The organism is Paenibacillus monticola, from assembly GCF_009664975.1.
In the GTDB taxonomy this organism is placed as follows: Bacteria; Bacillota; Bacilli; order Paenibacillales; family Paenibacillaceae; genus Paenibacillus_AQ; species Paenibacillus_AQ monticola.
Window position 1 is genome coordinate 50850 of record NZ_WJXB01000017.1, and the last position, 24206, is coordinate 75055.

At 43.1% G+C, this 24206-nt stretch carries 23 protein-coding genes and 1 pseudogene; 6 read left to right on the forward strand and 18 right to left on the reverse strand.

The genetic code is table 11. The features are described 5' to 3' along the window. Positions 1-62 precede the first annotated feature (62 nt). The 4 genes from GJB61_RS28420 to GJB61_RS28435 form a co-directional block, all read right to left on the reverse strand. A complete protein-coding gene (locus tag GJB61_RS28420; RefSeq protein ID WP_154122410.1) occupies positions 63-1616 on the reverse strand; it encodes an ABC transporter substrate-binding protein in 1554 nt (517 codons plus the stop codon). A gap of 23 nt (positions 1617-1639) precedes the next feature. Then, positions 1640-2836 (reverse strand): M20 metallopeptidase family protein, encoded by a 1197-nt coding sequence (locus GJB61_RS28425; protein ID WP_338116182.1) that lies wholly within the window; start codon positions 2834-2836, stop codon positions 1640-1642. Between the two features lie 14 nt (positions 2837-2850). Then, on the reverse strand, positions 2851-3576 hold the full coding sequence (locus GJB61_RS28430) for a FadR/GntR family transcriptional regulator (protein ID WP_154122411.1): 726 nt from the start codon (positions 3574-3576) through the stop codon (positions 2851-2853). 372 nt (positions 3577-3948) lie between these two features. Further along, positions 3949-4692 carry an SDR family oxidoreductase gene (locus GJB61_RS28435; protein WP_154122412.1) on the reverse strand — a complete coding sequence of 248 codons (744 nt, stop codon included), beginning with the start codon at positions 4690-4692 and terminating at the stop codon, positions 3949-3951. Positions 4693-4990: 298 nt separating this feature from the next. On the opposite strand from GJB61_RS28435, the gene GJB61_RS28440 reads away from it, so the two are divergent. Both GJB61_RS28440 and GJB61_RS28445 read left to right on the forward strand, forming a co-directional pair. Continuing rightward, positions 4991-5440: a MarR family winged helix-turn-helix transcriptional regulator gene (locus tag GJB61_RS28440; protein WP_154122413.1), complete on the forward strand. Its 450-nt coding sequence runs from the start codon at positions 4991-4993 to the stop codon at positions 5438-5440. Positions 5441-5502: 62 nt separating this feature from the next. Continuing rightward, on the forward strand, positions 5503-6333 hold the full coding sequence (locus GJB61_RS28445) for an arsenite methyltransferase (RefSeq protein ID WP_154122414.1): 831 nt from the start codon (positions 5503-5505) through the stop codon (positions 6331-6333). A gap of 102 nt (positions 6334-6435) precedes the next feature. Here GJB61_RS28445 and GJB61_RS32020 read toward each other — a convergent pair whose 3' ends face one another. From GJB61_RS32020 to GJB61_RS28460, 3 genes are all read right to left on the reverse strand, one after another. After that, entirely contained in the window at positions 6436-7605 is a 1170-nt protein-coding gene (locus GJB61_RS32020; protein ID WP_229522505.1) for a hypothetical protein, read from the reverse strand. Positions 7606-7958: 353 nt separating this feature from the next. Continuing rightward, positions 7959-8909, reverse strand: coding sequence for an SDR family NAD(P)-dependent oxidoreductase (locus GJB61_RS28455; protein WP_154122447.1), 951 nt, complete (start codon positions 8907-8909; stop codon positions 7959-7961). Beyond that, positions 8899-9828 (reverse strand): MBL fold metallo-hydrolase, encoded by a 930-nt coding sequence (locus GJB61_RS28460; RefSeq protein ID WP_154122415.1) that lies wholly within the window; start codon positions 9826-9828, stop codon positions 8899-8901. Before GJB61_RS28460 ends, GJB61_RS28455 begins: the two co-directional genes overlap by 11 nt. 145 nt (positions 9829-9973) lie before the next feature. Here GJB61_RS28460 and GJB61_RS28465 point away from each other — a divergent pair, with 145 nt between their 5' ends. Then, positions 9974-10594 (forward strand): TetR/AcrR family transcriptional regulator, encoded by a 621-nt coding sequence (locus tag GJB61_RS28465; protein ID WP_195724506.1) that lies wholly within the window; start codon positions 9974-9976, stop codon positions 10592-10594. A 142-nt stretch (positions 10595-10736) separates the two neighbouring features. Here GJB61_RS28465 and GJB61_RS32025 read toward each other — a convergent pair whose 3' ends face one another. Continuing rightward, positions 10737-10865 carry a DUF6254 family protein gene (locus GJB61_RS32025; protein ID WP_229522506.1) on the reverse strand — a complete coding sequence of 43 codons (129 nt, stop codon included), beginning with the start codon at positions 10863-10865 and terminating at the stop codon, positions 10737-10739. Positions 10866-11051: 186 nt separating this feature from the next. Here GJB61_RS32025 and GJB61_RS28470 point away from each other — a divergent pair, with 186 nt between their 5' ends. Further along, positions 11052-11972, forward strand: coding sequence for an oxidoreductase (locus tag GJB61_RS28470; protein ID WP_154122417.1), 921 nt, complete (start codon positions 11052-11054; stop codon positions 11970-11972). An 8-nt stretch (positions 11973-11980) separates the two neighbouring features. Here GJB61_RS28470 and GJB61_RS28475 read toward each other — a convergent pair whose 3' ends face one another. Then, positions 11981-12883, reverse strand: coding sequence for a LysR family transcriptional regulator (locus GJB61_RS28475; protein WP_154122418.1), 903 nt, complete (start codon positions 12881-12883; stop codon positions 11981-11983). A 98-nt stretch (positions 12884-12981) separates the two neighbouring features. Here GJB61_RS28475 and GJB61_RS28480 point away from each other — a divergent pair, with 98 nt between their 5' ends. After that, complete coding sequence (locus GJB61_RS28480; protein ID WP_154122419.1) at positions 12982-13737, forward strand: SDR family NAD(P)-dependent oxidoreductase; 756 nt, start codon at positions 12982-12984, stop codon at positions 13735-13737. Between the two features lie 116 nt (positions 13738-13853). Here GJB61_RS28480 and GJB61_RS28485 read toward each other — a convergent pair whose 3' ends face one another. Then, complete coding sequence (locus GJB61_RS28485) at positions 13854-14723, reverse strand: helix-turn-helix domain-containing protein (protein ID WP_154122420.1); 870 nt, start codon at positions 14721-14723, stop codon at positions 13854-13856. 113 nt (positions 14724-14836) lie between these two features. On the opposite strand from GJB61_RS28485, the gene GJB61_RS28490 reads away from it, so the two are divergent. Continuing rightward, entirely contained in the window at positions 14837-16093 is a 1257-nt protein-coding gene (locus GJB61_RS28490) for an MFS transporter (RefSeq protein WP_267490854.1), read from the forward strand. 57 nt (positions 16094-16150) lie between these two features. On the opposite strand, the pseudogene GJB61_RS28495 reads toward GJB61_RS28490, so the two are convergent. From GJB61_RS28495 to GJB61_RS28530, 8 genes and pseudogenes are all read right to left on the reverse strand, one after another. After that, positions 16151-17011 (reverse strand): annotated as a pseudogene (locus GJB61_RS28495) (L-dopachrome tautomerase-related protein); the annotation flags it as partial. Between the two features lie 86 nt (positions 17012-17097). Continuing rightward, the gene (locus GJB61_RS28500; protein WP_154122422.1) at positions 17098-17988 is read right to left on the reverse strand and encodes an alpha/beta fold hydrolase; all 891 of its coding nucleotides are present in this window, start codon (positions 17986-17988) and stop codon (positions 17098-17100) included. Between the two features lie 4 nt (positions 17989-17992). After that, complete coding sequence (locus GJB61_RS28505) at positions 17993-18583, reverse strand: DUF2239 family protein (protein WP_154122423.1); 591 nt, start codon at positions 18581-18583, stop codon at positions 17993-17995. A 240-nt stretch (positions 18584-18823) separates the two neighbouring features. Beyond that, a complete protein-coding gene (locus tag GJB61_RS28510; RefSeq protein WP_154122424.1) occupies positions 18824-20563 on the reverse strand; it encodes an ABC-F family ATP-binding cassette domain-containing protein in 1740 nt (579 codons plus the stop codon). A gap of 347 nt (positions 20564-20910) precedes the next feature. Beyond that, a complete protein-coding gene (locus GJB61_RS28515; RefSeq protein WP_154122425.1) occupies positions 20911-21579 on the reverse strand; it encodes a type 1 glutamine amidotransferase family protein in 669 nt (222 codons plus the stop codon). An 84-nt stretch (positions 21580-21663) separates the two neighbouring features. Then, the gene (locus tag GJB61_RS28520; protein ID WP_154122426.1) at positions 21664-22290 is read right to left on the reverse strand and encodes a type 1 glutamine amidotransferase family protein; all 627 of its coding nucleotides are present in this window, start codon (positions 22288-22290) and stop codon (positions 21664-21666) included. A gap of 113 nt (positions 22291-22403) precedes the next feature. After that, on the reverse strand, positions 22404-23366 hold the full coding sequence (locus GJB61_RS28525) for a helix-turn-helix transcriptional regulator (RefSeq protein ID WP_154122427.1): 963 nt from the start codon (positions 23364-23366) through the stop codon (positions 22404-22406). A gap of 279 nt (positions 23367-23645) precedes the next feature. Continuing rightward, positions 23646-24086 (reverse strand): hypothetical protein, encoded by a 441-nt coding sequence (locus GJB61_RS28530; protein WP_154122428.1) that lies wholly within the window; start codon positions 24084-24086, stop codon positions 23646-23648. Between the last annotated feature and the right edge of the window lie 120 nt (positions 24087-24206).

A 24206-nucleotide genomic window follows, 5' to 3' on the forward strand; every position in this document is an offset into this window, starting at 1 on the left:
TATCTGACTTAATAGTTAGGGGAGAACCTCATGCTGCGTCCTCCCCTGTGGATCATCCTGCATTATTTAGGATTAATTTGTTCCGCATAGAACATTTCATCTTTACCGGGTGCAAACTCTACTTTAGCTCCGACTCCATAGACTGCCTCAACCTGGAAGAGATAGACTGCCGGACGTTCCTCAGCTAGTATCTGCTGCACCTGTTGGTATTGCGTAGTCCGTTCTTCAGGGTCCATGTTCACCAGCGCAGCCTGCAGCAGGGTTTCAACTTCTGGATTGTTATAATCCGTTTCGCCTGCCGCTCTTTCCAGCAAGAAGCGGTTATAGTTGTTGGAGGCATCATTCAAGGAGTTGCCTATCCCGATCATAAACATCTCACCAAATGTTTTGGAGCTCATTTTCTCGCTGAATGCACTTGCTTCTAGAATATCCAGATTCACCGTAAAGCCGACCTGTGTCAGCATCGCAGATACTACTTCTGCATATTCCTTATACTGTGACTGAACCGATAGCGACAATACGGCCTCACCTTGCGCATAACCCGCTTCTGTTAACAGTGTCTTAGCAAGATCCTGGTCATAGAGAGTCTGCTTATAAAGACTTGGATCAGCACCGAAGTTACCAGGGGTTACCGAGGTACGCGTCACAATTCCCGACCCGCCGGCAATGCTGTCTACAATAGCCTGTTTATCAATCGCCAGATCAATAGCTTCTCGCACTTTAGGATCAGCCGTGACTGCACCTTCTGTACTGCGAAGGACCAGCTGCAGCACTCTTTGGACCGGTGTCTTAACAATAGACGTAGTATCAGCGGTTTCGATCCGCTCCACATCAGTAGATGGAACATCAGCTATGATATCAACACCACCAGTGAGCAATTCGGACACGCGCGTAGACGCTTCGGGAATGGCTCTGAAGACCAACTTGTCCCATTTTGGCGCACCTCCAAAATAATCATCGTTGCGTATTAGCTCTACACGGTCATCCTTAGTCCATTTCTCGAATTTATAAGGTCCAGTGCCTACCGGTGCGGCCAGGAAGCCTTCTATTCCTTCTGCTTCAATATACTTGGAAGGCAGCATGCCGGAGCCCATCCGCGACAAACGGTTCAAGAGGATCGGGTCCGGTCCGTCCGTTACAATATCAACTGTATAATCATCAATAACGTTAACGGCCTTAATCTGTTTATATAGAGAGTTCTGTTTAAGTGAAGTGTCGGTCGAAAGTCTTTCGAGTGTAAATTTCACATCAGCTGCAGTAAAGGCATCACCGTTGTGGAATTTCACATCATCACGCAGCAGGAAGCGCCAAGTGGTCTCATCCACCTGCTTCCAGGACTTAGCCAGCACCGGTACCTTATTCATATCAGCATCATTACGCAAGAGATAATCATACATATTCACAAGAACAGATTCACTAATCGTCGTATTATTGTTCTGAAAGTCAAAGCTCTGGATATCCGCAGGATTAGCGATGGTCAGTACCTTTGCTTCCGTAGGGGTCTCTTCCACCGGTTCATTAACCGCCGCCGTATTATTCTCCTTCGTTCCACAAGCTGTAATTAACAACATCATTACCAATACCGCCGTCAAACCTTTCAAATGCCATTTACGCATAACATCATCTCCTCGTAGTTGTTTTATGATGAAAGAATGGAACTGGATAAGTAATGCAGCGCAACAGCGGATAGGATAGCAACTCCGAAAGGCAAAGCATTCTCATCTAAGTCAAAATGGGAATGATGCAACGGATAGCGGGTTCTTGCTTCGTCATTACCTGTACCTATGCGGAAAAACGCTCCTGGAATGGCTTCTGCATAGAAGGCAAAGTCTTCTCCACCTGTGGAGGGCTTGATATAATCCCAGCATTTGGAGCCGAACAACCGCTCGCTGGCTTCCGTAACCTTGTCCACCATGGTTTCATTATTCCAAACAGCCGGATAGGATTTGATATAATTGAGCTCATAACCAGCACCAAATGACTCTGTAACTCCGCGGATCACACGTTCGATCAGTATAGGCATCTGATCCCGAACCGCAGGGGATAACGTACGAATTGTCCCCACCATCTTCACACTCGGAGCAAGGGCTGCCCCCATCACTCCGCCCTCGATCGTGCCGATCGTAATGACAACTGTCTCCAACGGGTCAATCATTCGACTTGCGATATTCTGCAAAGCTGTGATCACTTGAGCTGAAACGGCAATTGCATCAACACCTTCATGTGGACGGGCCGCATGGCCGCCCTTACCGATAATATGAATCTCCATACTATCGACTGAAGCAAAGGCAACTCCTTTGGCGATCCCTATAGTTCCTGTGGACATGCCGGGATAAACATGAAGTCCGACAATGGCTTCGACTTCGGGATTATCCAATACCCCATCCTCCATCATCGCTTTAGCTCCAGCAAACCCTTCTTCCGCCGGTTGAAATATAAATTTAATATTTCCCTGTGGCGGTCTCCCCAGACTACATAGTAGTTCAGCAGCCCCCATCAACATTGTCGTATGCGCATCATGTCCGCATAAATGGGCTAAGCCTGAGTTCATGGAACGGTAGGAGACTTCTTTATCGTCCTGAATAGGCAATGCGTCCATATCCGCTCTTAAGCCCACAGTTGGACCTTCTTGTTCTCCGCGGAGTAGACCAACCACCCCAGTTCCGCCTACATTAGTGGTTACTTCCAATCCTAGACTTCTTAAGTGCTTAGCAACAATAGCTGAAGTGCGTATCTCTTGATAACCAATCTCTGGATGCTGGTGGAAATCCCGTCGCCATTCAACAAGCTGTTCCTTAAGTTTGTCCGATAAATCCAGAATATGTTGAAATGACACAGTGCCCGACCTCCCTATTCTTCGGCGAATACCTTTGCATAAATCGCATCTGCCGATTTCTCAATGTGTTCTTTCATAATTTTTCGGGATAATTCATGATCACGAGACTTAATGGCTTCAAAAAGAGTGGTGTGTTTCTCGTTATTTACTAATCGTATGGAGTGGTTATATGGCATTAGATCAAGTGCAGGGTTAATTTGCGTGCGAATCCGCCGTACTGCTTTTTCGAAATGAAGGTTATTCGATGCTTTGGCAATGGTCAGGTGAAATTTCACATCGAGTGAACGAAACAGCTCCCGGGGACAATCCTCCGCCTTGCTCAATGTTAAATAACTCTCTAATTGATCCAGTTCTTCGGTAGTGATACGCTGCGCTGCCAGCAAGGCCGCTTCCGGTTCAATCAACATTCTGAATTCGAATACTTTAAGCATATTCTCCCAATCACGCTCAATTTCCTTACGCGTTCGGCGATGAGAGTTCATCGTCACCGGAAGGACAAAGGTTCCTCCTTTGGCTCCAACTCTCTTTTCAATGAGTCTCTTGGCTTCCAACTGCCCCAAGGCCTCCCTCACGGCTAATCGACTGGCATTAAATATCGTGGCCAGTTCGCGTTCTGTAGGCAGCTGTTCCTCAGATAGAAGCTCTTTGAGTATAATAGCCTCCTCTAACTGCTCCAGAATAAAATCGCTCACCTTTTTGGAATTCACTTTCTCAAACTGCAATGGAAACTGAAGTTGCATTTATTCACACTCCATTTCAATACCATTTAATGTTATATGGTTCATACCTTAGACCTTTAAAGATGTCAAAAAAAATAGATTTAATAGGGTAACTATACGGTGCATCTGAGTGTATGTCAATATACATAACGCAAATTTAAAATTAATTAAATCCGAGAGTTTTTATGTTACATAAGATAACTCAAACATACCATTCACTAAACAATTTAGTCACCAACCTATTGAATTGAATATCCACCTATACTACTCGGTTATATATGATTTGTCTATATAAATTCTATAGCAAACCCCAAAACAGCCTCCCCACTGTTGCTGAGGAAAAGGCTGTTTTGGGGTTTAGCAAACGTACTATTATCTCTTATTGCCTTACTCTTAAACAAATCCACCGTTGACACGAATCGTCTGACCCGTAACCCACTGTGATTCAGAACTAGCCAAGAATAGGACAACATTTGCAATATCTTCAGGTTCACCCAAACGTCCGAAGGCGTTCATATTCCCGACACTTGTGATCTGTTCTGCTGTCTTTCCAACCGTGAACAGCTCAGTATTAACAGGTCCAGGAGAGACGGTATTAATCGTGATCCCTTTCGGTCCAAACTCTTTGGCCAACTGGCGGGTAATCTGTTCCACTGCTCCTTTGGTTCCTGCATAGACACTGTACGTAGGGAACATTTGACCAGTAACTGAGGTTGAGAAATTGATAATACGGCCGTTCTCATTCATATGCTTAGCCGCCAGCTGGCAGCTAAAGAAGGTCCCCTTCACATTGATCGCAAACTGTCTGTCGAAATCATCCTCGGTCATATCCAGAATGGGTTTCGTAATCATAATGCCGGCATTATTGACGAGAATATCAACCTGCCCATGGGCATCCAGCGTTTTTTGGAACAATGCTTCCAGATCTGCCACTTTGCTAATGTCTGCTTGAATTGCTAATGCATCTCCCCCGTTCCGCTTAATTCCGTTCACCACGTCTTCTGCCAAACCCGGATTGCTCGCATAATTAACGATGACCTTCGCTCCATGGTGAGCCAACTCCTCGGCAATCTTCCGTCCCATCCCTCTCGACGCACCTGTTACCAAAGCTACTTTACCTGCTAATTTGTTATCCATATGTTTATTCCTCCTCGAATTTACGACCCTGAGCCTTAAGTTCAAATCCATGGGCTGCAGCGTAAATCTTTCACTTGTGATTTGAGTATATATTAGATAGTGACAGCAATCAAGTGACAATAAATGATTATTGTCACTTGATTGCATTGCTCAGAATCAGACGATTGTGGAGTTTGGCGGATCAATAGGTTCATGCCTGGTTCTCCTTCCACTGGCATCGTCACCAAAACCAATAAGCTAAATATTTATTGCACTTTGCAATAATTTAAGCTATAACTAAAATATGAGGTGACACAAAATGGAAAACACACGCGAGTTGTTTCAAATCATGACCCGGCGCTTCGGCCTGCTTAATAAGAACTGCTGCAGCGTAGGCGGCTGCGACATTTCCTTAGCGCAAAGTCATCTGCTATATGAGATTGATCGACGGCATAATCCTTCCATGCAGCAGGTTGCCGAAACCTTGGGGATCGATATTACAACCTTCAGCCGGCAAGTACAATCCTTAATGAAAATGGACCTGGTCAAAAAAACAGCTGACCCCAGTGATCGCAGAGTATTCACGCTCTCTCTAACCGTTCAGGGCAAATTCGTAGCTACAACCATTGATCAGCAGATGAATGATTACCTGAATGAAGTATTCTCGTATATGAGCGAGTTCGAGAAAGAAACCGTATTGCGTTCCGTACAGATTTTCAATGATGCTATGGGGAAATCAAGCAGATGTTGTGCACCCATCACCGGGTGATTCCCCTTGTCATATAGTTGCAAAGTGCAAATATAACCAACATTATGAAGGAGTGATTATGTATGAACAAGCTTACGAATGACCAAATCCGGCAAAAGGTTCGCAGCCGGTATCAACAAATCGCCGTGCAAACTGTGGAACCCAACTCATCCCGCTGTTTTACAGACAATGCAGACAGCCCTGACGTTTCCGGAAGTTGCTGCAGTACTCCCACAGATTTCAATACCATCTCTACTAAGCTGGGTTACTCTGCTGATGAGCTGCAGGCGGTTCCCGAGGGGGCCAATTTGGGGTTAGGCTGTGGCAATCCAGGTGCTATCGCTGATATGCAGGCCGGTGAGACCGTGCTGGATTTAGGCAGTGGCGGCGGTTTTGATTGCTTTCTAGCCTCCCGCCAGGTCGGTGCAGACGGTCATGTCCTGGGGATTGATATGACACCTGAAATGGTCAGTCGTGCGCGTGATAATGCCATCAAAGGAAATTTTAGCAATACAGAGTTCCGGTTGGGCGAGATCGAACACCTCCCTGTTGCCGACCATACAGTGAACGCCATTATCTCCAACTGTGTGATTAACCTCTCCCCTGATAAACAGCAGGTCTTCCATGAAGCCTTCCGGGTACTTCAGCCAGGGGGTCGTCTTGCTATTTCCGACATCGTAACTACCGCTGAATTGCCGCCGGAAATTAAAAATGATCTGAATGAGTTATACTCAGGCTGCATCTCGGGTGCATCCTCCATCAGCGAACTAGAGGCCATGCTTCAGCAAAGCGGTTTCTCAGACATCTCTATCGAGCCTAAAGATGAGTCCAAAGCTTTTATCAAAGACTGGGTTCCCGGTGCTAATATAGACAACTACATCATCTCCGCCGTTATTAAAGCAACTAAAGACTGATGCTGTAAAGCTTATGGGAAGCCGACTCTCATTGAAGAGCTGTACTACCTTAGATTTTCATCTCAGCATAGAGACTCGGCTTCTCCTTAGGCATCATTGCTCTTAGGCCAGACTAAATAGAATGGTTTTAGTACCGACCAAGGTAGAACCGCTGTTTACAAAATAGAAATTGGATGCCGTATCCAGCGTAAGTGGCCCAGTCCAAGTAATTGCACCAAACTGGCTGCTAAAGATACCCGTTGGAGGTACATCCGATAAGGCAAGTGTTACCGTGACATTACCACTTATAAGTGTATTGGTGATATGTGAATACCCACGCACATTTACAAGCCCATCGGATTGGCTATCCACCATACGCTGAATATTCAGCCCGTTATGAACCATAGTATTGATCCGGCTGTAGTATAAATAGGTGTTGAGATTGCCCATATGTCCGGACTGTACGATATTCCCCACGACCCGAGCATTCAGCAGCTGAAATTCGATAGTTGTAAACGGGTCTCCAACAGCAACGTTCTGGAAAGTAACATCACCACTGATAATGGCTCCGTCTGTGTAGTTTGTATGTGCACTTACCGAAGTCCCGTCATCAAAGGTACCGATTACAGTAACAGGTCGCGCATCAAAAGCAGGACCCTGCACAAGGTAGACATCCTCCGCAGCCTGACTGGTTTGGATGGTAATATTTCGTGGAGTGGAGGATGCGAAATTAGCCAGATCGGAGTTTCCAAGCACCCAAGGTCCCAGTCCAAGCAATTGTACATGTCTGGCAGGAGGAATAACAACATTCTCATCAAAAATTGAATTGGCCGCGATAAGAATACGGCAGCGTGCTCGCATACCAATGGCAACGGCCAAAGGGCTGTTAACAGCAGCATCTACAGCCGCCTGTAGAGAGCTGAACGGATCAAATGGTATTCCTGTGCCCGGACCTGGAGCACTTGAATCCGCCCAAAAAGTCGTTTCTCCCCATACAAAACTTTCAGTCCCCCCTCCACCTGCCCCTAACAATTCAGCGGTTACAAGTCGATGGGCTGTGACTAATTGTCCAGCGGAATTTTTCCCCCATACGGAGACTTCCGTCAGATCAGCACCCGTACCTCCCGTAGTAAAAACAAATTCAAACCCGTTTACGTTAGCAAAATACCTCTGCGTAATGACTTGATTCGGAGCGAGCGCGAATAATGCCTGTACATATAAGGACCTTGAACCGTTTAATGCATACCCCTCTACTAGTACAGTCGATGAATTGACAGGATCCCGATTATCCATTTTAATAGTCACCTGCTGTGTAGGTCTGACACCACTAACAGGACTATTTTTCAATCGGTCCGGTTGATAACGTAGCCATATAGATTCCCCCTTTAGTTAAATCTCAACAAACACACTTCCATTGTTCTGTTGAATTCTATATATCTATATGCAATGTTAATAGAAGGGACTGTACCATTTGCTCCCCAAAAACTGAGAACAAGAAGGAACGATTCCTCCATCCATTCGTCATCTGCCGAATAGTGGATACGATCACACAAATAACCCGTAATAAGTTCACTTTTCGCTTAGTGTCCTTTATACGGGTCAAAAGTTTTGATTTGGCAATATAATCACGCCTATGCCACAGTGTTCTATTGATTAAACGCTGTTAGTTCCACACTAGTTCTCCATAAATCCTCTCTATTCTCCTTGCTATAGGAAAGCACTGAAGATTGGATTTCCTTTGTACCTTCAAAATATTTCCCTGTCGTTGTATCCAATTCAGGTTTAGTAACTAGAGATGCTAAGGCTTTGCCTGATTTGCCAATCGTATTCACATTGGGATGAACCAAAATTAACAGGGATAGAATATATTTCGAGACAAATCTCAAGAGAGGAGAGTAACTTCGAGCAAGCCCTGTTCCAGGCATCAACCCGGGGTCAAAGGCGTTTACGGTAATGTTTTTATTCATTTGTTGTGTTATTCTTTCTGCTAATTCATAAGTACAATAAATATTACATAATTTCGAATTCGTATAGTTGCGTCTTCCTATTGAGCCTATTTCTTCATTTGAGTCTATTCCTTTAGGATAGGCCAGTAATCTCGCATTTTCATACTTGGGTTCAGGCATTCCAGTTTTTTGTAACGGATCATGTGTCCCACTACTAACAAAAACGATTCTTCCTGTATCCGCTATATTTTCAAGCAGCATATTCACTAGTAAAAAGTGACCCAAATGGTTTACCCCAAACGTTAGCTCGAATCCATCCTTTGTATATTGTGCTTTGTTAACGACCTGAATTCCTGCATTACATACAATCGCATATAAAGGGGGCAATTTAGCATCCATAAAATGACTCACAAAATCTCTAACCGATTCTAAGGAGGAAAGATCAAGCTCTAACGATATGATGTTGTCATTACCCGTTTCTTTAATCAGCGAATTCACTGCTTCTTGTGCTTTCGTTGCGTTGCGGCAAGCTATGACAATTTGATTGTTTTTATTATCTTTCGCAATATTTTCAGCACATTTATAACCTAATCCCGTATTTCCGCCTGTTATTATAAAAGTCTTGGTGTTTGAAGTTGCTTCATTTACCATTTTCAACCCTCAACATCTCCCCATGGATTAGAATATTTAATGCAGCCGTATCCAATTGCCGTCGCTCCCATTCGGCATATAGCCTATCTAACGCTTCCTTCGGTGTATCATCCGCTAGGAAAAATGCCCCGTAATGCATGGGAATAAAATGCTTACCTCCTGAGTCTAAGAACGCTTGGATTGCTTCTTCTGGTGTTACATGCTGTTTAGACATAAACCACTCTGGCTCGTAGGCCCCAATTGGCATCAATACATAATCCGGATTGTAACGCTGGCCGATCTCTTTGAATCCGCGAAAGTAGCCACTATCTCCGGCAAAATAGATAGAAGGCGCACTTCCTTTTTCCTCTTGTATGACCCATCCACCCCAATGAGAGCGATTGGTATCCCGTAGCGTACGTCTCGTCCAATGCTGTGTCGGTACAAAATCGATCTGAACGCCTGCGACGGTTATACTCTGCCACCAGGATAGCTCCTCAACCTTTCGAAAGCCTTTGCGTAGAAGCTTCGCTTTGAGTCCTTCTGGTACGATAATCAGCGGATCTCCCTTAAGAGCTCTTAGCGACGGGAAATCCAAATGATCATAATGTCCATGTGAGATTAGTACAACATCTACCGAAGGCATCAACTCTATCGGAATACCTGGTTCGGCAAGCCGTTTCTTAAAAGCCATACTCTTCGCCCAAACGGGATCTGTTACAAGGGTTAACCCACAATATCTCAATAAAAAAGTAGCATGCCCTATCCAAGTCATTGAATTTTGACTCAATATACCTTCAATATCTAGATGATCCATTTGAGGAATAATATAAGAAAGATCTTTCTGCTTGGTTCTCCGCTCCTTACGCCATTGCTGCAGCCGCTTTATAGAGTTATTCAATGCTACGCCGTCTAAATTTTCATAAAGCTTCTTAGGCATTTCTTTATTCCTCCTTCAGTTTTTAGTTAGATTTCCAAATTGCTATATCGCCTTCACCTGTTGTATGATTACATTGTAAACATCATACTCCTATTATGTAGACAGTGTCAACATGTGTTCAACAAATTATAAGGGCGGTCTTCTTATGGATACACCAAATAAAAAAAACTATCATCACGGCGATCTTCGCAAAACACTGATTCATGTAGGGATAGAACTAATCTCCGAGAGCGGTGCATCCAGTTTAGATTTACGCAAAGTAGCTCGTATAGCGGGAGTAAGCCATGCCGCCCCGTATCGGCATTTTGCGGATAAAAAGGCCTTAATTGCGGCAATCAGTGAAGAAGGCTTTAACCTACTAGCGATAGAAATGGAACAAGCTATCTCCATGAAGGCCAATAGTGCTCATGAACAATTAAGAGGTATGGGACATGCCTATGTTCAATTCGCGATCACAAATCCATCACTTGTCAGAGAAATGTTCAGTGGCTTAACCATTGAGCGTGAAGCCTATCCCTCTCTCTATGACATTTCCAAAAAGCTGTTTAACATGATCGAAACCGTCGTAATCATCGGACAAGAGAAGGGTAATATTAAAAAAAGTGACAGCAATGAGCTAACCTGCGCTATTTGGTCCATGATGCATGGCACAGCCATATTAATTATTGAGAACCAACTGAAGCCTGTTACTATGCAAATCAACGGAATAGAACATATTACCCAAGTTTGTATGGATTCCTTAATTCTTGGTCTAGGAGCTAGCTAAGATGTGGGGAATCGAACTGATGACTTAGAACATTGCTAGGCGCTAAGTTCGATTGTTTGTTATTCGTAGGGTTCGCTACATATCTTGTATATCCCAAAAAGGCTGCCGAATAAATTCGGCAGCCTTTTCGCTTTAAGCTAGGTTAAGACGTAGTATGTTCCGCACCGTACTCGCTGGAAAGCTTTTTCAGCGACTTGATTTCACCATGGGGATGTTGATCCTGCTTACGGGACTTCCATGCAGCTTCTTTTCTACGCTTCTGCCGGCTCATCTCGGGTAACCTCCTCTGGAAATGCATCATGTATACTACAGTATTAGATTGCTTAATATTCCAGCTATTTATACCGCCCCGCAATGAACTATCCAACAAATTCCCTCTCCAAATAATGAACACTTATATTCCAGTTGTTATATATTAAACAAAAATGCGTTTATTAGCGATTGAATTAAGTTATTTATGGGAAACAACTGGACAACAGCACAAATGCCTAATCAGCGGGGAACAAAGGTTGTGATTACAGGTGCGAGCAGTGGAATCGGGTATGAAACCGCGAGGGCTTTTGCAGCAAAAGGTGCGGAGGTGGTGTTTGCAATCCGGAATTTGGATAAAGGAGCAGAGGTCGCCAGGCAGCTTAAGCAGGAGTATCCCAACGCTGTGCTAAAACTGATGAAGCTGGACCTCAGCGATCTTGCCAGCGTCCGCAAATTTGCCCAAGAGTATCAGCAAACTTATGATTCACTCACGTTGTTGATCAACAACGCTGGCGTCATGACCCCACCGTTCCAGAAGACCAAGGACGGCTTTGAACTCCAGTTCGGCAGTAATCATCTCGGTCATTTCGCACTTACAGGACTTATGTTGCCGATGATGAGTAATGTCCCTTCTTCGCGTGTTGTTACTCTAAGCAGCACTGTAATCAATGGAGCCGAAATTGATTTTGATAATCTGGATGGCAGCAAAGGCTACAACAGGGTGAAATTCTATGGTCAGAGCAAGCTGGCCAATTTATTATTTGCGCAAGAGCTAAATGTTCGACTGAAAGCAAGCCGTTCAAATACGACCAGTTTGGGCAGTCACCCTGGTAGAGCAAATACCAATCTATTCTCGCTTGGATCTGGCAAACAAACCGGTCCCCTAATGAAAATTGTAAAGATACTCTTAGCCCCACAATCAGCGGAAATGGGAGCTTTACCCACTCTATATGCTGCAACTAAACCAACGCTGAGTGGCGGAGAATATATCGGCCCAGATGGAAAAGGCGGAAACAAAGGTTATCCCAAAATCGATACCTCTGTGCTAAAAAAATATGACCCGAATATGACCCAACAGCTATGGGACATATCGGAGTCACTGACTGGTATATCGTATTTATCTTAGACCCTTGGTTATCTCCTTCTCTTAGATTTCATTTCTTTTATGATTATTTCTAAAAACGATTTGACATCCTCGGATGGATTTAAGGGATATAGCAACCCATAGGGCATTGTGAAATCCAAATCGCTAGGGAGGGTCACTAAGGACGGATGAATATCTACCCATGCATCCAATGTTAGTAGGACAGTATCACTTTGCTCGCAACGATTGAATACATCAATATCATAAAAGCGCGGAACATCTTTAATTTTGATTTTAGGATGGTTCACTATCAAAAAATCACGAATCCCATCAATTACTGCACTTTTCCCACCTCTCACCACTGCCAACTTCTCTCCATACAAATCTTTGACCGACAGTGTTTTTTTAGAGGCCAGCCGATGGTTGCGAGACACAGCAAAGCAAAAACGGTAACTTCCCAGCTCAAGCAATTGGAGATCATCCTCCCAGTCTTCTGTAAGGTATGGCCCTACGATGAAATCAAAGTTTTTACCAAGGGTACGATAAGTGGCTGGGAGAGTATAAGCATCATCCTCAAAATGGACGATTTTAATCTTAAACTGCGGATATGGGTCGCTGATTTCATTCCACAAATCCAGCAAAACCTTACAGGGATTAAGTATAGAGGTGCCCACACGAATAACATGCTGGCTTCCCTGTCTACCTTGACGTATACGTAGCACGGCTTCTTGAAAATGTTGCAAAAAAATTGCTGCATCCTTGTTAAAGGATTTTCCTGCCTCAGTGAGTTCAACACCTTGGTTTGTGCGAATCAAAAGAGGCACTCCAATATGCTTTTCCAACAAATTAATTTGCTTCATTACAGCGGTTGGAGATACAAATAGTTTTTCAGCTGCCTTGGAAAAACTACCCGACTCAGCCACCTGAATAAACGTATGCAATTGTTCATTCATTTAAAGAACTCCTTCATCGCATTAACTTTTAGTTAATGCCATGCTAACCTATTTGAACTTCCGTTTCAAGTGCCAAACAGTTAAATTTGAGAGGAACAATGCTTCAGAATCTTGGAGCTCCAACCTTCTCAAAGAAAGGAACATTTATTATGGAGATTCATGACAAGGTCGTTCTTATTACTGGAGCATCCGCGGGTATCGGCTTAGCCACAGTACGCCGCTTTGCTTCTGCTGGTGCTAAAATAGCATTAGTAGCTCGCTCTGCCGATGCACTCAATCATCTCGCCGAGGAATTGAAGAGCCAGGGAAGTGATGCTGTCGCTCTGCCTGCTGACTTGAGCGATCCGTTGCAAGTTCAACGAGTCATTGAGGAGACGGTGCGTCACTTTGGTCGCCTGGATGTGCTCATCAATAACGTAGGACAAGCAGCTGTTGGGACGATCGCTGACCTAAATCCTGATGACTTCCGCAAGATCCTTGACCTCAATGTGATTGGACCCTTAGCAGCTATGCAAGCTATAATCCCTATCATGCGTGAGCAAAGGGGAGGACTGATTATTAATGTGAGTTCGGTGGTCTCCAAGATGCAAATTGCTGGAATAGCAGCCTATGCAGCTACCAAAGCTGCTTTGAACATGCTTTCCGATACAGCACGAGTTGAATTAGCGTCAGAGCATATCCGGGTAATTACTGTCTATCCGCGCTCAACCACAACGAATTTTGGTAAAAATGCTCTGGGCGTTCGCCAGCAACACGTACCGGGTTCTCCCAATTCTTCTGATACTCCTGAATTCGTCGCAGAGAAAATCTTGGCTGCAGCTTTGCATGAGCCAGATGAGCAATATATGGATTAATGAGATTTTACTTTTACGCTCTTCTATTAATCCACTCTGTAAGTAAAAAACAAACAAAAACAGGTGCCTCCCGGTTATGGGCGGCGCCTGTTTTTTGTGGGATATGGCTCAGATCTTTAGTGAACAACATCCGGCAGATGCCTCCGGCACACCTGCTGCAATGCTTCATAGCTGTCCATAAACTCAAGCTGCCGGAGAATGTTCAGATAGCTCATTAATTCAGCCGAACTCTCTTTGTGCTTCAGACAGAGCAGCGTGACCTCATAGTACACTAAGGTCTCAATTTTATCGTACAGCAAATTTGTTTTATCCGCTAATGGCAGGGCTTTCTTAAGAAAGAACAGGCTTTGCTCATAGTTATGCTCCTTCATACAAATGGTCGAGATATTCTTCATCAAATGCTGCTGGATGGTCCGGCTCTCGGCAAAGTCATGGTATTTATCAAATTCATTCGCCGCTCTGAGTCCAAAAAAGATCGCGTCACTGCTGTTCAGCGTGAACAGAAAATTATTCAGCAGTTTGAACTCATACAGATACCATTTGTCTACACCCAGCAGATACGGCTTGATCTCACCTGCTATTTCACTCAGATGCCTGATTTCGTCTTCCCGTTGATACCGGATCAGGTATCCCTGGCCCAGCAGATACAAATGATAATAAGCCTCCGTCTGCGTCGCCCGGTACAGGGAACGGCATTCATAACTGAAAGCTCGCACCTTATCGAATTCATAACGGTTCGCCGCTTCCACCAGACTTAAATGAAGCGTCCGTTTCACCGGCTGTGCATAGTCATTATGCAGGAATAGCAGCTCTTCAAGGGACAATTCCAGCTTGTCCAGCAGCAGAATCAGTTTGTCATATCCGGGATAGTATTTACCACCCTCAAAACGTGACAAGTTAGAGCGGCTCATAATTCCGTCCGCCAGAATAGATTGGTTGATTCCTTTGGATGTACGGATCTGCTTGATCGTAGGGCCCAGAAACATTTACTTCACCACCGCTCTGCCGTGTGAGTATACAGCACAATTTTCAGATCTATTTTTCATTGTATGCTAAACTCGGCACAAATAAAAATATAATTTGCGGGGGAAGAATGACCATGGGCTTTCAAATATCGCGAAAATTAAACAGAAGAGTATGGAACATTTTGGCCGGAACTTTTTTCACGAGAACTGCACTTTTTATGAGCGTCCCCTATTTAGCCATCTTTCTAACGAGTCAAAAGCAAATCCCCATCTTTCTGGCCGGCTGTGTTCTCAGTATCAATCCGCTTGTAAATGTAGCCTTCAGCGGCTTCGGCGGGGCGCTTGCGGATCGGCTTCCCCTGCACAAAATCATCGCCGTTGTCCCCGTCGTCTGGGGCGTCGTGTTCATTCTCTTCTATTATGCAGACAGCTTCCCAGCCTTCCTGCTGCTTAACGGCCTTAACGGATTATGCTACTCCATCTTCGAGCCTGCTAGTAAAAAAGTACTCTCCTCAGAAACACTCCCGGAGAACCGGCTACTCGTCTTCAACCTGCGGTATACGGCGATTAACCTGGGTTGTTTTCTCGGCCCGCTGTTAAGTCTGTTGTTCAATATGAAGCTGACGCTCTTTCCTTATGTCCTTCTCGGCACGCTCTATATTCTATATGGAGCCTCCACACAGTTCTTCTTCCGGCAAGGGCAAGCAAGTCAAATCAACGCTTCTGTTCCATCCCGGAATATACGCAGTCTCAAGAATCTTGGCACAATCCGCAAAGACTATATATTTCTTCTCCTGCTGGCCGGAATGAGCTTCTCTTTCTTCGGGTACTCACAGCTGAACGGGACCGTATCGCAATATTTAGCCACTACTTCCACCTTGGCAGACGGCGCCCGGATATACTCTGTGATCCTGTCGCTCAATGCGATTGTTATTCTGGCTGCGCAATTTGCCGTACTCCGCTGGATCTCCAGATGGAATCCGTTTAACGTAGTCCTCACCAGCAATCTGCTGATTGCCATAAGCTTTCTGTTCTTTGTCTTGCCCGTTTCCCCGTTAATGCCACTGCTGTTCATCACGGTGTTCAGTTTGGGGGAACTGCTGATCGGCGCACGGTTCGATGCCTTGGTGGATGAGTTGTCCCCCGATCATAGCAAAGGGTTATATTTCGGCTGCTCGGAGTTTGTTAAGATCGGGACCACTTTCGGTCCTATGCTGGGAGCCGGTCTGCTGGGGCTGTATGGAGTAGACTCACCTATTCCGGTGTTTGGATTAGTCGGCGGCATCACGGCTTTCGGGGCTGTTTTGATTGCAGTCGCCAGCTTCCAGCATCTGCGGAAGATCCGGCAAGCGGTAGATGCCAAAGAACACATCATCCTAACAGGTGAATAACTTTCTAGCCAAGGATCCGATTATTCAAGTCAATTACTCATCCCATGGGGAATGAAGGACATGATAAGTGTCCGGCCATAAAATTCTCGGATCATGTGCTATAGTCTCCATTATGCCATTCGGGAATATCTTTCGAATGCTGTTGTTTTCATAGTCTCCAGCATAAACGATTCCCTTTGCATCGGTAATCATTCCGTCGGATGCACCTTTTTCTCCCCAATATTTCACATGATTATGTAACTCCATATCCGGTACGGTTCTGTCTCTTATATCTTCTGTTGAGATCGAGTACAGATGTTCGATTCATCAAAATTCCACCCTCTACTTTCGGTAGGAAAAAGGGGGCGGGTGAAGTTGAATAGGCGCCATTTAAACGCCTAAATGCATTTCCATTTTCTAAATCCACAACAATAATTGCTCCTGGTCCTGTGGAAGATGAATCTGTTATATATGCAAAACCTGCTGTACCAACACAAAAATCAAACCGGACATCATTAAGATAAGTGGTTGGCAGGACAACATCTTCTGTAAACGTATATACTTTCCTTATTGTGTTTGTATTTAAATCCACTGCTACTAATTTCGCCCCCCCCCTTTAATAGGAGCAGAGAAATTTGGTGCTGCTGTATCTAATACCCAAAGTGTTCCCCTTCCATCAGCAAATACACTTTGGACACTGATGAAAGACATCGTGATATTCCATGGGTTTACCAAATTAGTTTCTATACTTGGATAAGGTTGCAATTTATCCTCAACAATTTCCGCCACCGTAAATTTAACATCGTCTCCCCACTTCGGAAAGCAAATGAAAAAACGCCCAGTTTCTGAAGTACTAACGCCTGTTGGCATAGCCCCATAAAATGAATAAACCAGTTCTAATTTACCGAAATATTGTTCATTTGGTAACATAGATATCATGATATCCTCCTCGTCAATTTCGAACAGATATCACTTATATATGCTGGTTGGTGTTTTTTATTGAACCATATTGCCTGAAGCGTGCGTCAATTACGACGAGCCGTTCGCTCTATACCATCAGCGGTTACTTCGTACAGTTGGTGCGGCAGGTCATGTCCCATGCCGTCAACCAACATTAGCTCGGCGCCTGAGATGGCAGAAGCCGTATCCTCCCCACACGCCGGGACGAACAGGGGATCGTCTACCCCATGGATGACAAGTACGGGTACTTTTATGGTCGCCAGCCGTGGACGACGGTCACCTGAGACAGCGATAGCAGCAATTTGTCGCCCGACACTGCCTGGATCGTAGGCTCGCTGGACTTCCTCCAGAATAAGTGCCCGATAAGCGTCCTCTTCAAACGGATAGCCGGTGCCGGCGATGCGTTTGGCAAAAGAGAGGCTGTGCGCCAAAAATCCTGCTTCATCCTCAAATGGGTTCGGCGCCGGTTTAGTCATCATAGCCATAACATCCGGGGAAGTTTGCGGAAGGGCTGGATTACCGGAACTGGACATAATGGAGGTAAGCGATAAAACCCGTTCAGGGTACTCAATGGCTGCAATCTGCGCGATCATTCCGCCCATCGACCTGCCTACGAAATGTGCCTGGTCAATTGAAAGAGCGTCGAGCAGTCCGATAGCGTCGTTGGAAATGTCATCGAGAGTGTAAGGGATATCCGGTCGCTGTCCCGACATAAGAGCAGTAGCCAGTGCGTCAAAATCCAGCCCCTGAAAATGGTTAAAGTGTGTCGAGCAACCTGCGTCGCGATTGTCAAAGCGGATCACGCGAAAACCCCGCGCTGCTAATATCCGACAAAACAGATCTCTCCAGCGGATCATCTGGGTTCCAAGCCCGGCGATTAGAATAATAGCCTCGTCATTTTCGTTACCGAAACTGTCATAGGCCAAATCAACGCCGTTGACTTTCAGAATGTTCATAATCTTACTCTCCTCCTTTTAATTCAGCTCCAGGGAATGAATTAGCTGCTAAGCTTTTAATATGGTTTCTAATATCAGGCGCCCAGTCCTCAATGAAGTGGTAAAAACGATCCAAATCACCAGCATATAATTCCCGCAAAGCTTCTTCGTATTGATTGAAGTTCCCGGCCATCGCTGTCATAAAGTGATATGTTGCTTCTTGTGACTCTCGTATCTTGCTCTGTTTCCCTCCAGCATGGCGAGCCTCATCAACGAGTTTTCGTAATGTTACCGACGCCCCTCCAGGTTGACTCTTGAGCCATTCCCAATGCCGTGGCAATAACGTTACCTCACCGGATACAACCCCCAGCTTAGGGCGACCGACCCGCCGTGCAGGTTGGTGATTCACTTCCGTACCGGACACGTCATCTGTCTTCCCTTGAAAATCAACATCTATTTGCTTCCCCGTGGAATCGTCAAATATAAGCAACTGTGTGAGGTCTCTGTCATCCAGAGTATCCTTCACTGTAGAAACAACGTGCTGTAACGAACCACTGGCGACGACTCTTACACCCAAAAATGCCGTACAGTAAAAGCGCGTTAGGTCACTTCTCATGCTGTACCTCCTCTTCTGAATACCTCGCTAATTATACCCGGGTAAAAATAAACAGTCAATATCACCCGGGTAAAATACATTTTCTTTGAAAAGTCTCTGCAGACCAAGAACTGTAGCGTGAATACGTTGTTAGTTGATTTCACCGTCATCATAGAGACAGTAAAAAGACACTGAGATCCTATCCATCAGTGTCTTTTTTGTTGAACCTTTTTCACCAACAACTTATTTCATCGTTGAACTTTACAGCAACTTAATCAGCTCTTCTAGCTCATCAACAAATACTTTTGCAAGTACAAAATCAGTATTTTTTAAAGCCAATTCTATTTTCGTTTCAACTGCTTTTTTCTTTTGTTCCGTTTCTAAATAGTCTCTATCAAAATGACTAGCATAAATCATCTTTCTAAATTTACGTATACTCATTTTTCTAATCGTCTTATCGTCAATGATTAACACATAATCCATACCATTTACCACAGAATAGAAATCATGAGAAATCATGAGAATCGCACCTTTATAGTCTTCAATGGCTTTCTCCAGTGCTATTTGTGTATAGGTGTCTAAATGGCTTGTCGGTTCATCAAGAAGCAATAGATTTGCTTTGCTGGCAGAAACTTTAGCCAATTGAAGCATGTTTTTTTCTCCACCTGATAACAATTCTATCTTTTGATTAACGATTTCTCCTTCAAAGCCATAGTTTGCAAGATATGATCTAATCTCATCATAAGTTTCAAGCCCAGCATCGATGAATTCTTCTAGGATTGTATTAGAATCCTTTAGCATTTCGCCTTGAAGCTGAGATAAATAAGCCACTTTAGCATCAGCATTGAATTCAATTGCATCATGATTGTTTTTAAAGATTTCTCGGAGTAACGTCGTTTTTCCAGTGCCGTTTGCCCCGATAAGAGCTACTTTATCAGTAGATTTTATCTCAAAGTTAACATTTTCCAAAAGCAACTCATCAAAGGCAACACCATAATTACTGACATTTAAAACAATGCTGTCTTCCAATTCATGATCCATACCAAAACTGATAATCGGTTGCTTAATATCTACAAATGGCGCTTTAATTCTACGCGTTTCCAATCTTTCTTGAAATTTAACTCGAGCTTTTAATGCTCTTCCTCTAGAGGCTTCTGAATTATAAGTTGCGACAGCTCTAAGATTAGTGATTACGATCTCGTTTCTCTCAATTTCTTCATGTTCAGCGATTGCGAGTTCTTGTAATTCAATTTTAGTCTGAAGTAATGAGAAGTTATAATCAATATACCGCCCATCAAACTCTTGGAGCTCCATGTTCTCCAGGTGCAACATTTTGTTGAAACAATGATTCAATAGATATCGGTTGTGCGTAACAACTAACAGTATTCCTTTGTGAGAATTAATAAGATTTTTAAGCGCATTCAGGTTTTCAAAGTCTAGAAATACATCGGGTTCGTCCATAATCATTAAGTCTGGACTACTAAGCATTTCCTTCATCACTTGAATAAGTTTGAATTCCCCACCACTCAGGTCGGATACCCTAACATCTTTTCGCTTCATGAGGTTTGCTAGATTCAGCTTCTTATTAATGTTGCTTTCAAAATCATCGCCATCCATTGCATCAAATGCATCTAAAGCTAATTGATACTTTTCAAGTAATGATTCAATATCCGATGATGTTTCCATTTCAGTGCAAATCGATTGTATTTCATTTTGAATCTTTATAAATTCTTCGCCTATATATTCGAAAACAGTGGTTTCTTTAGTTTTGTCTGGTTGTGAGAACTGACTTACATACCCAATTGTGCAAGTGGGGTCCATCTCTAACCTGCCATCAAACAAATATCTTTCGGGGTCCATCAGTATATCGATCAGTGTACTTTTCCCACTGCCACTGGTTCCTATAAAAGCGCAATGTTGCCCCTCTTCAAGCGTAAATGAAATGTTTTTATATAGTTCTTTTTGCGGAAATGCGAAGGATAAGTTATCAACTTTTATCATAGTGTTACCTTTCTTTATAACTAGATTTGTGACTATTAGTTGTATTAAAGAGCATAATATTTTAGTATACCATTGATTTGATAAAATAATACTGTTTATTACCAAATCCAATCATTTCCCATAAAAGTATGTACATGAAATCGAAAAATTATAACTTAGAATAATGGGGTCACGCCTGCAGATTATCCGAATCCTGGATTTAAAAGAATATTTACAGATTTATTCCCGTCTGTCCCCAATTTAATGTTTTTGGACTGAACCCTTAAATGCGTTTATCAGCCTCATACAAGCTCCACAACTCACTTAAGTTCATAACAAAACCTGAGATGATTCGCTGTAAGCCTAAATTAGAGCGTCTCAACCAATTTCTGAATCTTTGAGTGGGAAATTAAATATACAGGACCCATTATTTCTATTTTCCCGTCCTTTACACGCATTGCACTCTCCTGTTCTGCCGCATAAACATCAATCTCTTCAGACAAGGGGAACAGGTAGCCTTGAACAAACGTAGCGTAATCGCGTTTAGAATGAGATTCATAGGCAAAATGATCAAAGCCAATACCATTATAAATGGTACTTGTTTCAACTTCATTGTCAGTGTTTTTCAAGCACAACCATTTTGCAGCCATATTTATCGCACCGGCGCTGGCACCCATTATAACGGCATTATTGTTCTTAATAACATCCGATAATTCATAATCCGCCAAAAAATCGTTCTGCAAAACAGGATATCCACCGCATAAAAAAATGACAGAAGCGTTTTGAATTAATCGCCGGGCATCTTCCTTCTGCATGCGGTAATCAATGAAATGATATTCATCAAAAATAATATTAGCCTGATTTAACCATGTACATTCAGAAACATCATCAATCTTAATTTGCTCATCTGTATAACCAGATGGATCAGCGCTAATCATAACAAGCGATTTTCTGTCTTGTATATCCTCATGCAAACAATGGACCAGCTTCTCTGGAAAAAAATTATTAAACCAACTGAAATAGTAGTGAGTACTCAAACTTAATTACCTCCATATGTATTATTTACATACACGCTAGAAAGATGAACGGTTCTTCAGGCATTTATCTAATTCCGCATACCTTCATTGTATTGAATTCATCAACTCATAGTAATATTTAGAATCACTAGTCTTATTAAGGCTATACCAGGCGTCTAATGTTTTTGGAGAAAACACATCCAAAGCTTTCAAGATGCTCACAGAAAATTCCAACGGAGCTATTCCAGATGCAGTGATCAGTTTTCCATCAGTTACAGCAGACTCCATTTTGTAATACTTTTCGCCCGTGTAAGTAGGACAGATCATTTTAAGGTATTCCAGATCATTGCTTGTATGTCCACGTGAATTCAGCAATCCTGTCTGGGCAAGTCCCATTGTAGCACCACAAATCGCTGCAACCCATATACCTTCCCTTAAACACCTCTCTACGATTGTTAAGATGGGTTGGTGAATGGTTTCTGTCCATGTATCTCCACCGGGTAAAATCAATAGATCTGATCTTTCAATGCTGCACTCATCCAATTTGATGTCAGGTAGTATTGTAAGTCCGCCCATTGTAGTTACAGGAGTCTTATCAATTCCCACGGTAATTATTTTTGAGGGGGCCAGCCCCTTTTTATAATATCTTCCCGAGTTCAGTTCGGCTGTTAAGTAGCCTATTTCCCAGTCTGCCATTGTGTCAAACACATAAAGATATACCGTTTTATTCATTTGCAAGTTCTCCTTATTTTACAATTCATCAAATGATACCAAGCATCCATCGGTAATCATTGATTATGATCATTATAAAATGACTTCACTGACATCCGCTGTCAGTGAAGCTATTAAAGTTGATAATATTCCATTAACTCCGACACAACACCAACAAGTTTTTCCTTCAAACTCTGTGGTTCGATTACTTGAATGGATTTCCCGTAGGATAAGAGAAAATTAGGAACATAGGTATGAATTGATTTTTCCTCAAGTAAAAAGATTGCTTGATTTGATGTACGCTCTTTCAGATGATGCCCCAAAAACCAATGCAGGCATAAGTCATCCAACGCCTCTGACCTACCTTCGATAATTAAAGCAATTAACCCATCCTTGCCGACTAAATCAGGTAATAGATTACGCACAAAAAATTCCCGGGCCGAAAAAGCTTCGGAACGCTTAAATATGTTTTGAGTACGCTTGATTTGTAGAATCCGTTCTACCCGAAAGCTGCGGATCTCATTCCTCAGGTGGCAAAATGCAACAATATACCATTTATTGTTCCAGTAAACCATTCCATAGGGATCTATCACCCTAGTCTTGGGTTGATCATCACGGCGTGTGCGATAATCAATTTCTACAGAGAATTCGTTTGCTACAGCTTGCTCCAATTCCGCCAATACTGGCTGCATAGAAGGGTCTCCCATACGGTTTATAACTTCAAATCCGGCTAAATAATGGCTGAGAACACTTTCCTGTTCCTGATTCGAATACATTTTCAATTTGGATGTCGCATTACCTAATGCCTCACTCAAAGGGTATCCGGCTCCTTTTGCAAAAACAGCAGCATGAAGAAGTGCTTTTTTTTCTTCAATATCAAATAGCAGAGGTGCTCTGATAAAATTATTCAGCAAGCTATAGCCACCATTATGACCAGTGTCGGATATTATAGGCACTCCACTGGCACCTAGCGCATCAATATACCGATAGACTGTCCTTATATTTATTTCTAACTTTTCGGATATTTGTTTTGCGGTCATTTTAACGCCCGAATTCAGCATCCACAGGATTGCCAGCATATTATCGTTTTTTGGCATCACATATACCTCATCTTTTATTAGGATCGCTCTAAATTATTAGCTTTGCGAATCGCCTGCATCCCTTTATTCATCAATCTTCCAGCCTTTCAATCCTCACGTAGCATTCAATGTGTGTCGACTCCCGTAACTTAAACAACAATCTGCAATTTTTAACATTGCTGCTTTTACTCTCAACTCAACTTTCCGCTTTACCACAACTTGTGATACAGTTCACCGAGTATGATCTTAAAATAAGCTGCCCTTTAGCGGAACCCATTGTATATGTATAGTCTTTCATTAAACGATTGTTCGAGACGCTAATTCATAAAATACTTTAGCGCATTCAAGCGAAGCTACAACATATTCATCCTTTAGTTCCGGCAAGTTAACACGAGGCGGTGCGTCTCTATGGGTGTATCCAAAATTCCTCCATCCAAACATGTTTGCAAATGTATCAAAATACAGCTCTATAATTCCATAAATTGGTGTTAACTGCACTTTAAATTCTTGGGCTACTTTACCAAGATTATGTTCCTTTGGTATTTTGACTTCATAGTGATATAACAAAGCACGAAATGAGAATTCAGCACATGCAAAACATTCATCAATCGTTGTTTGTCTACTGATTCCCACAGTTTGAGCGAAAGTCCATCGTTCTCTCGCTTTAGACATCATGCTATACGCCGAATCTTCAAAATCATTTCCACTAAAATAAACCAAACCATCCACCCCGATCAAATTTTATAATCCTTTCATACAATTATCTTTTCCAACTATTTGCGGAATTTATGGATAAATTCCCTTCAAATGTGCTTATACAATTTCCCAATTAGTAATTTGCGAACTCCGTTAATTCGC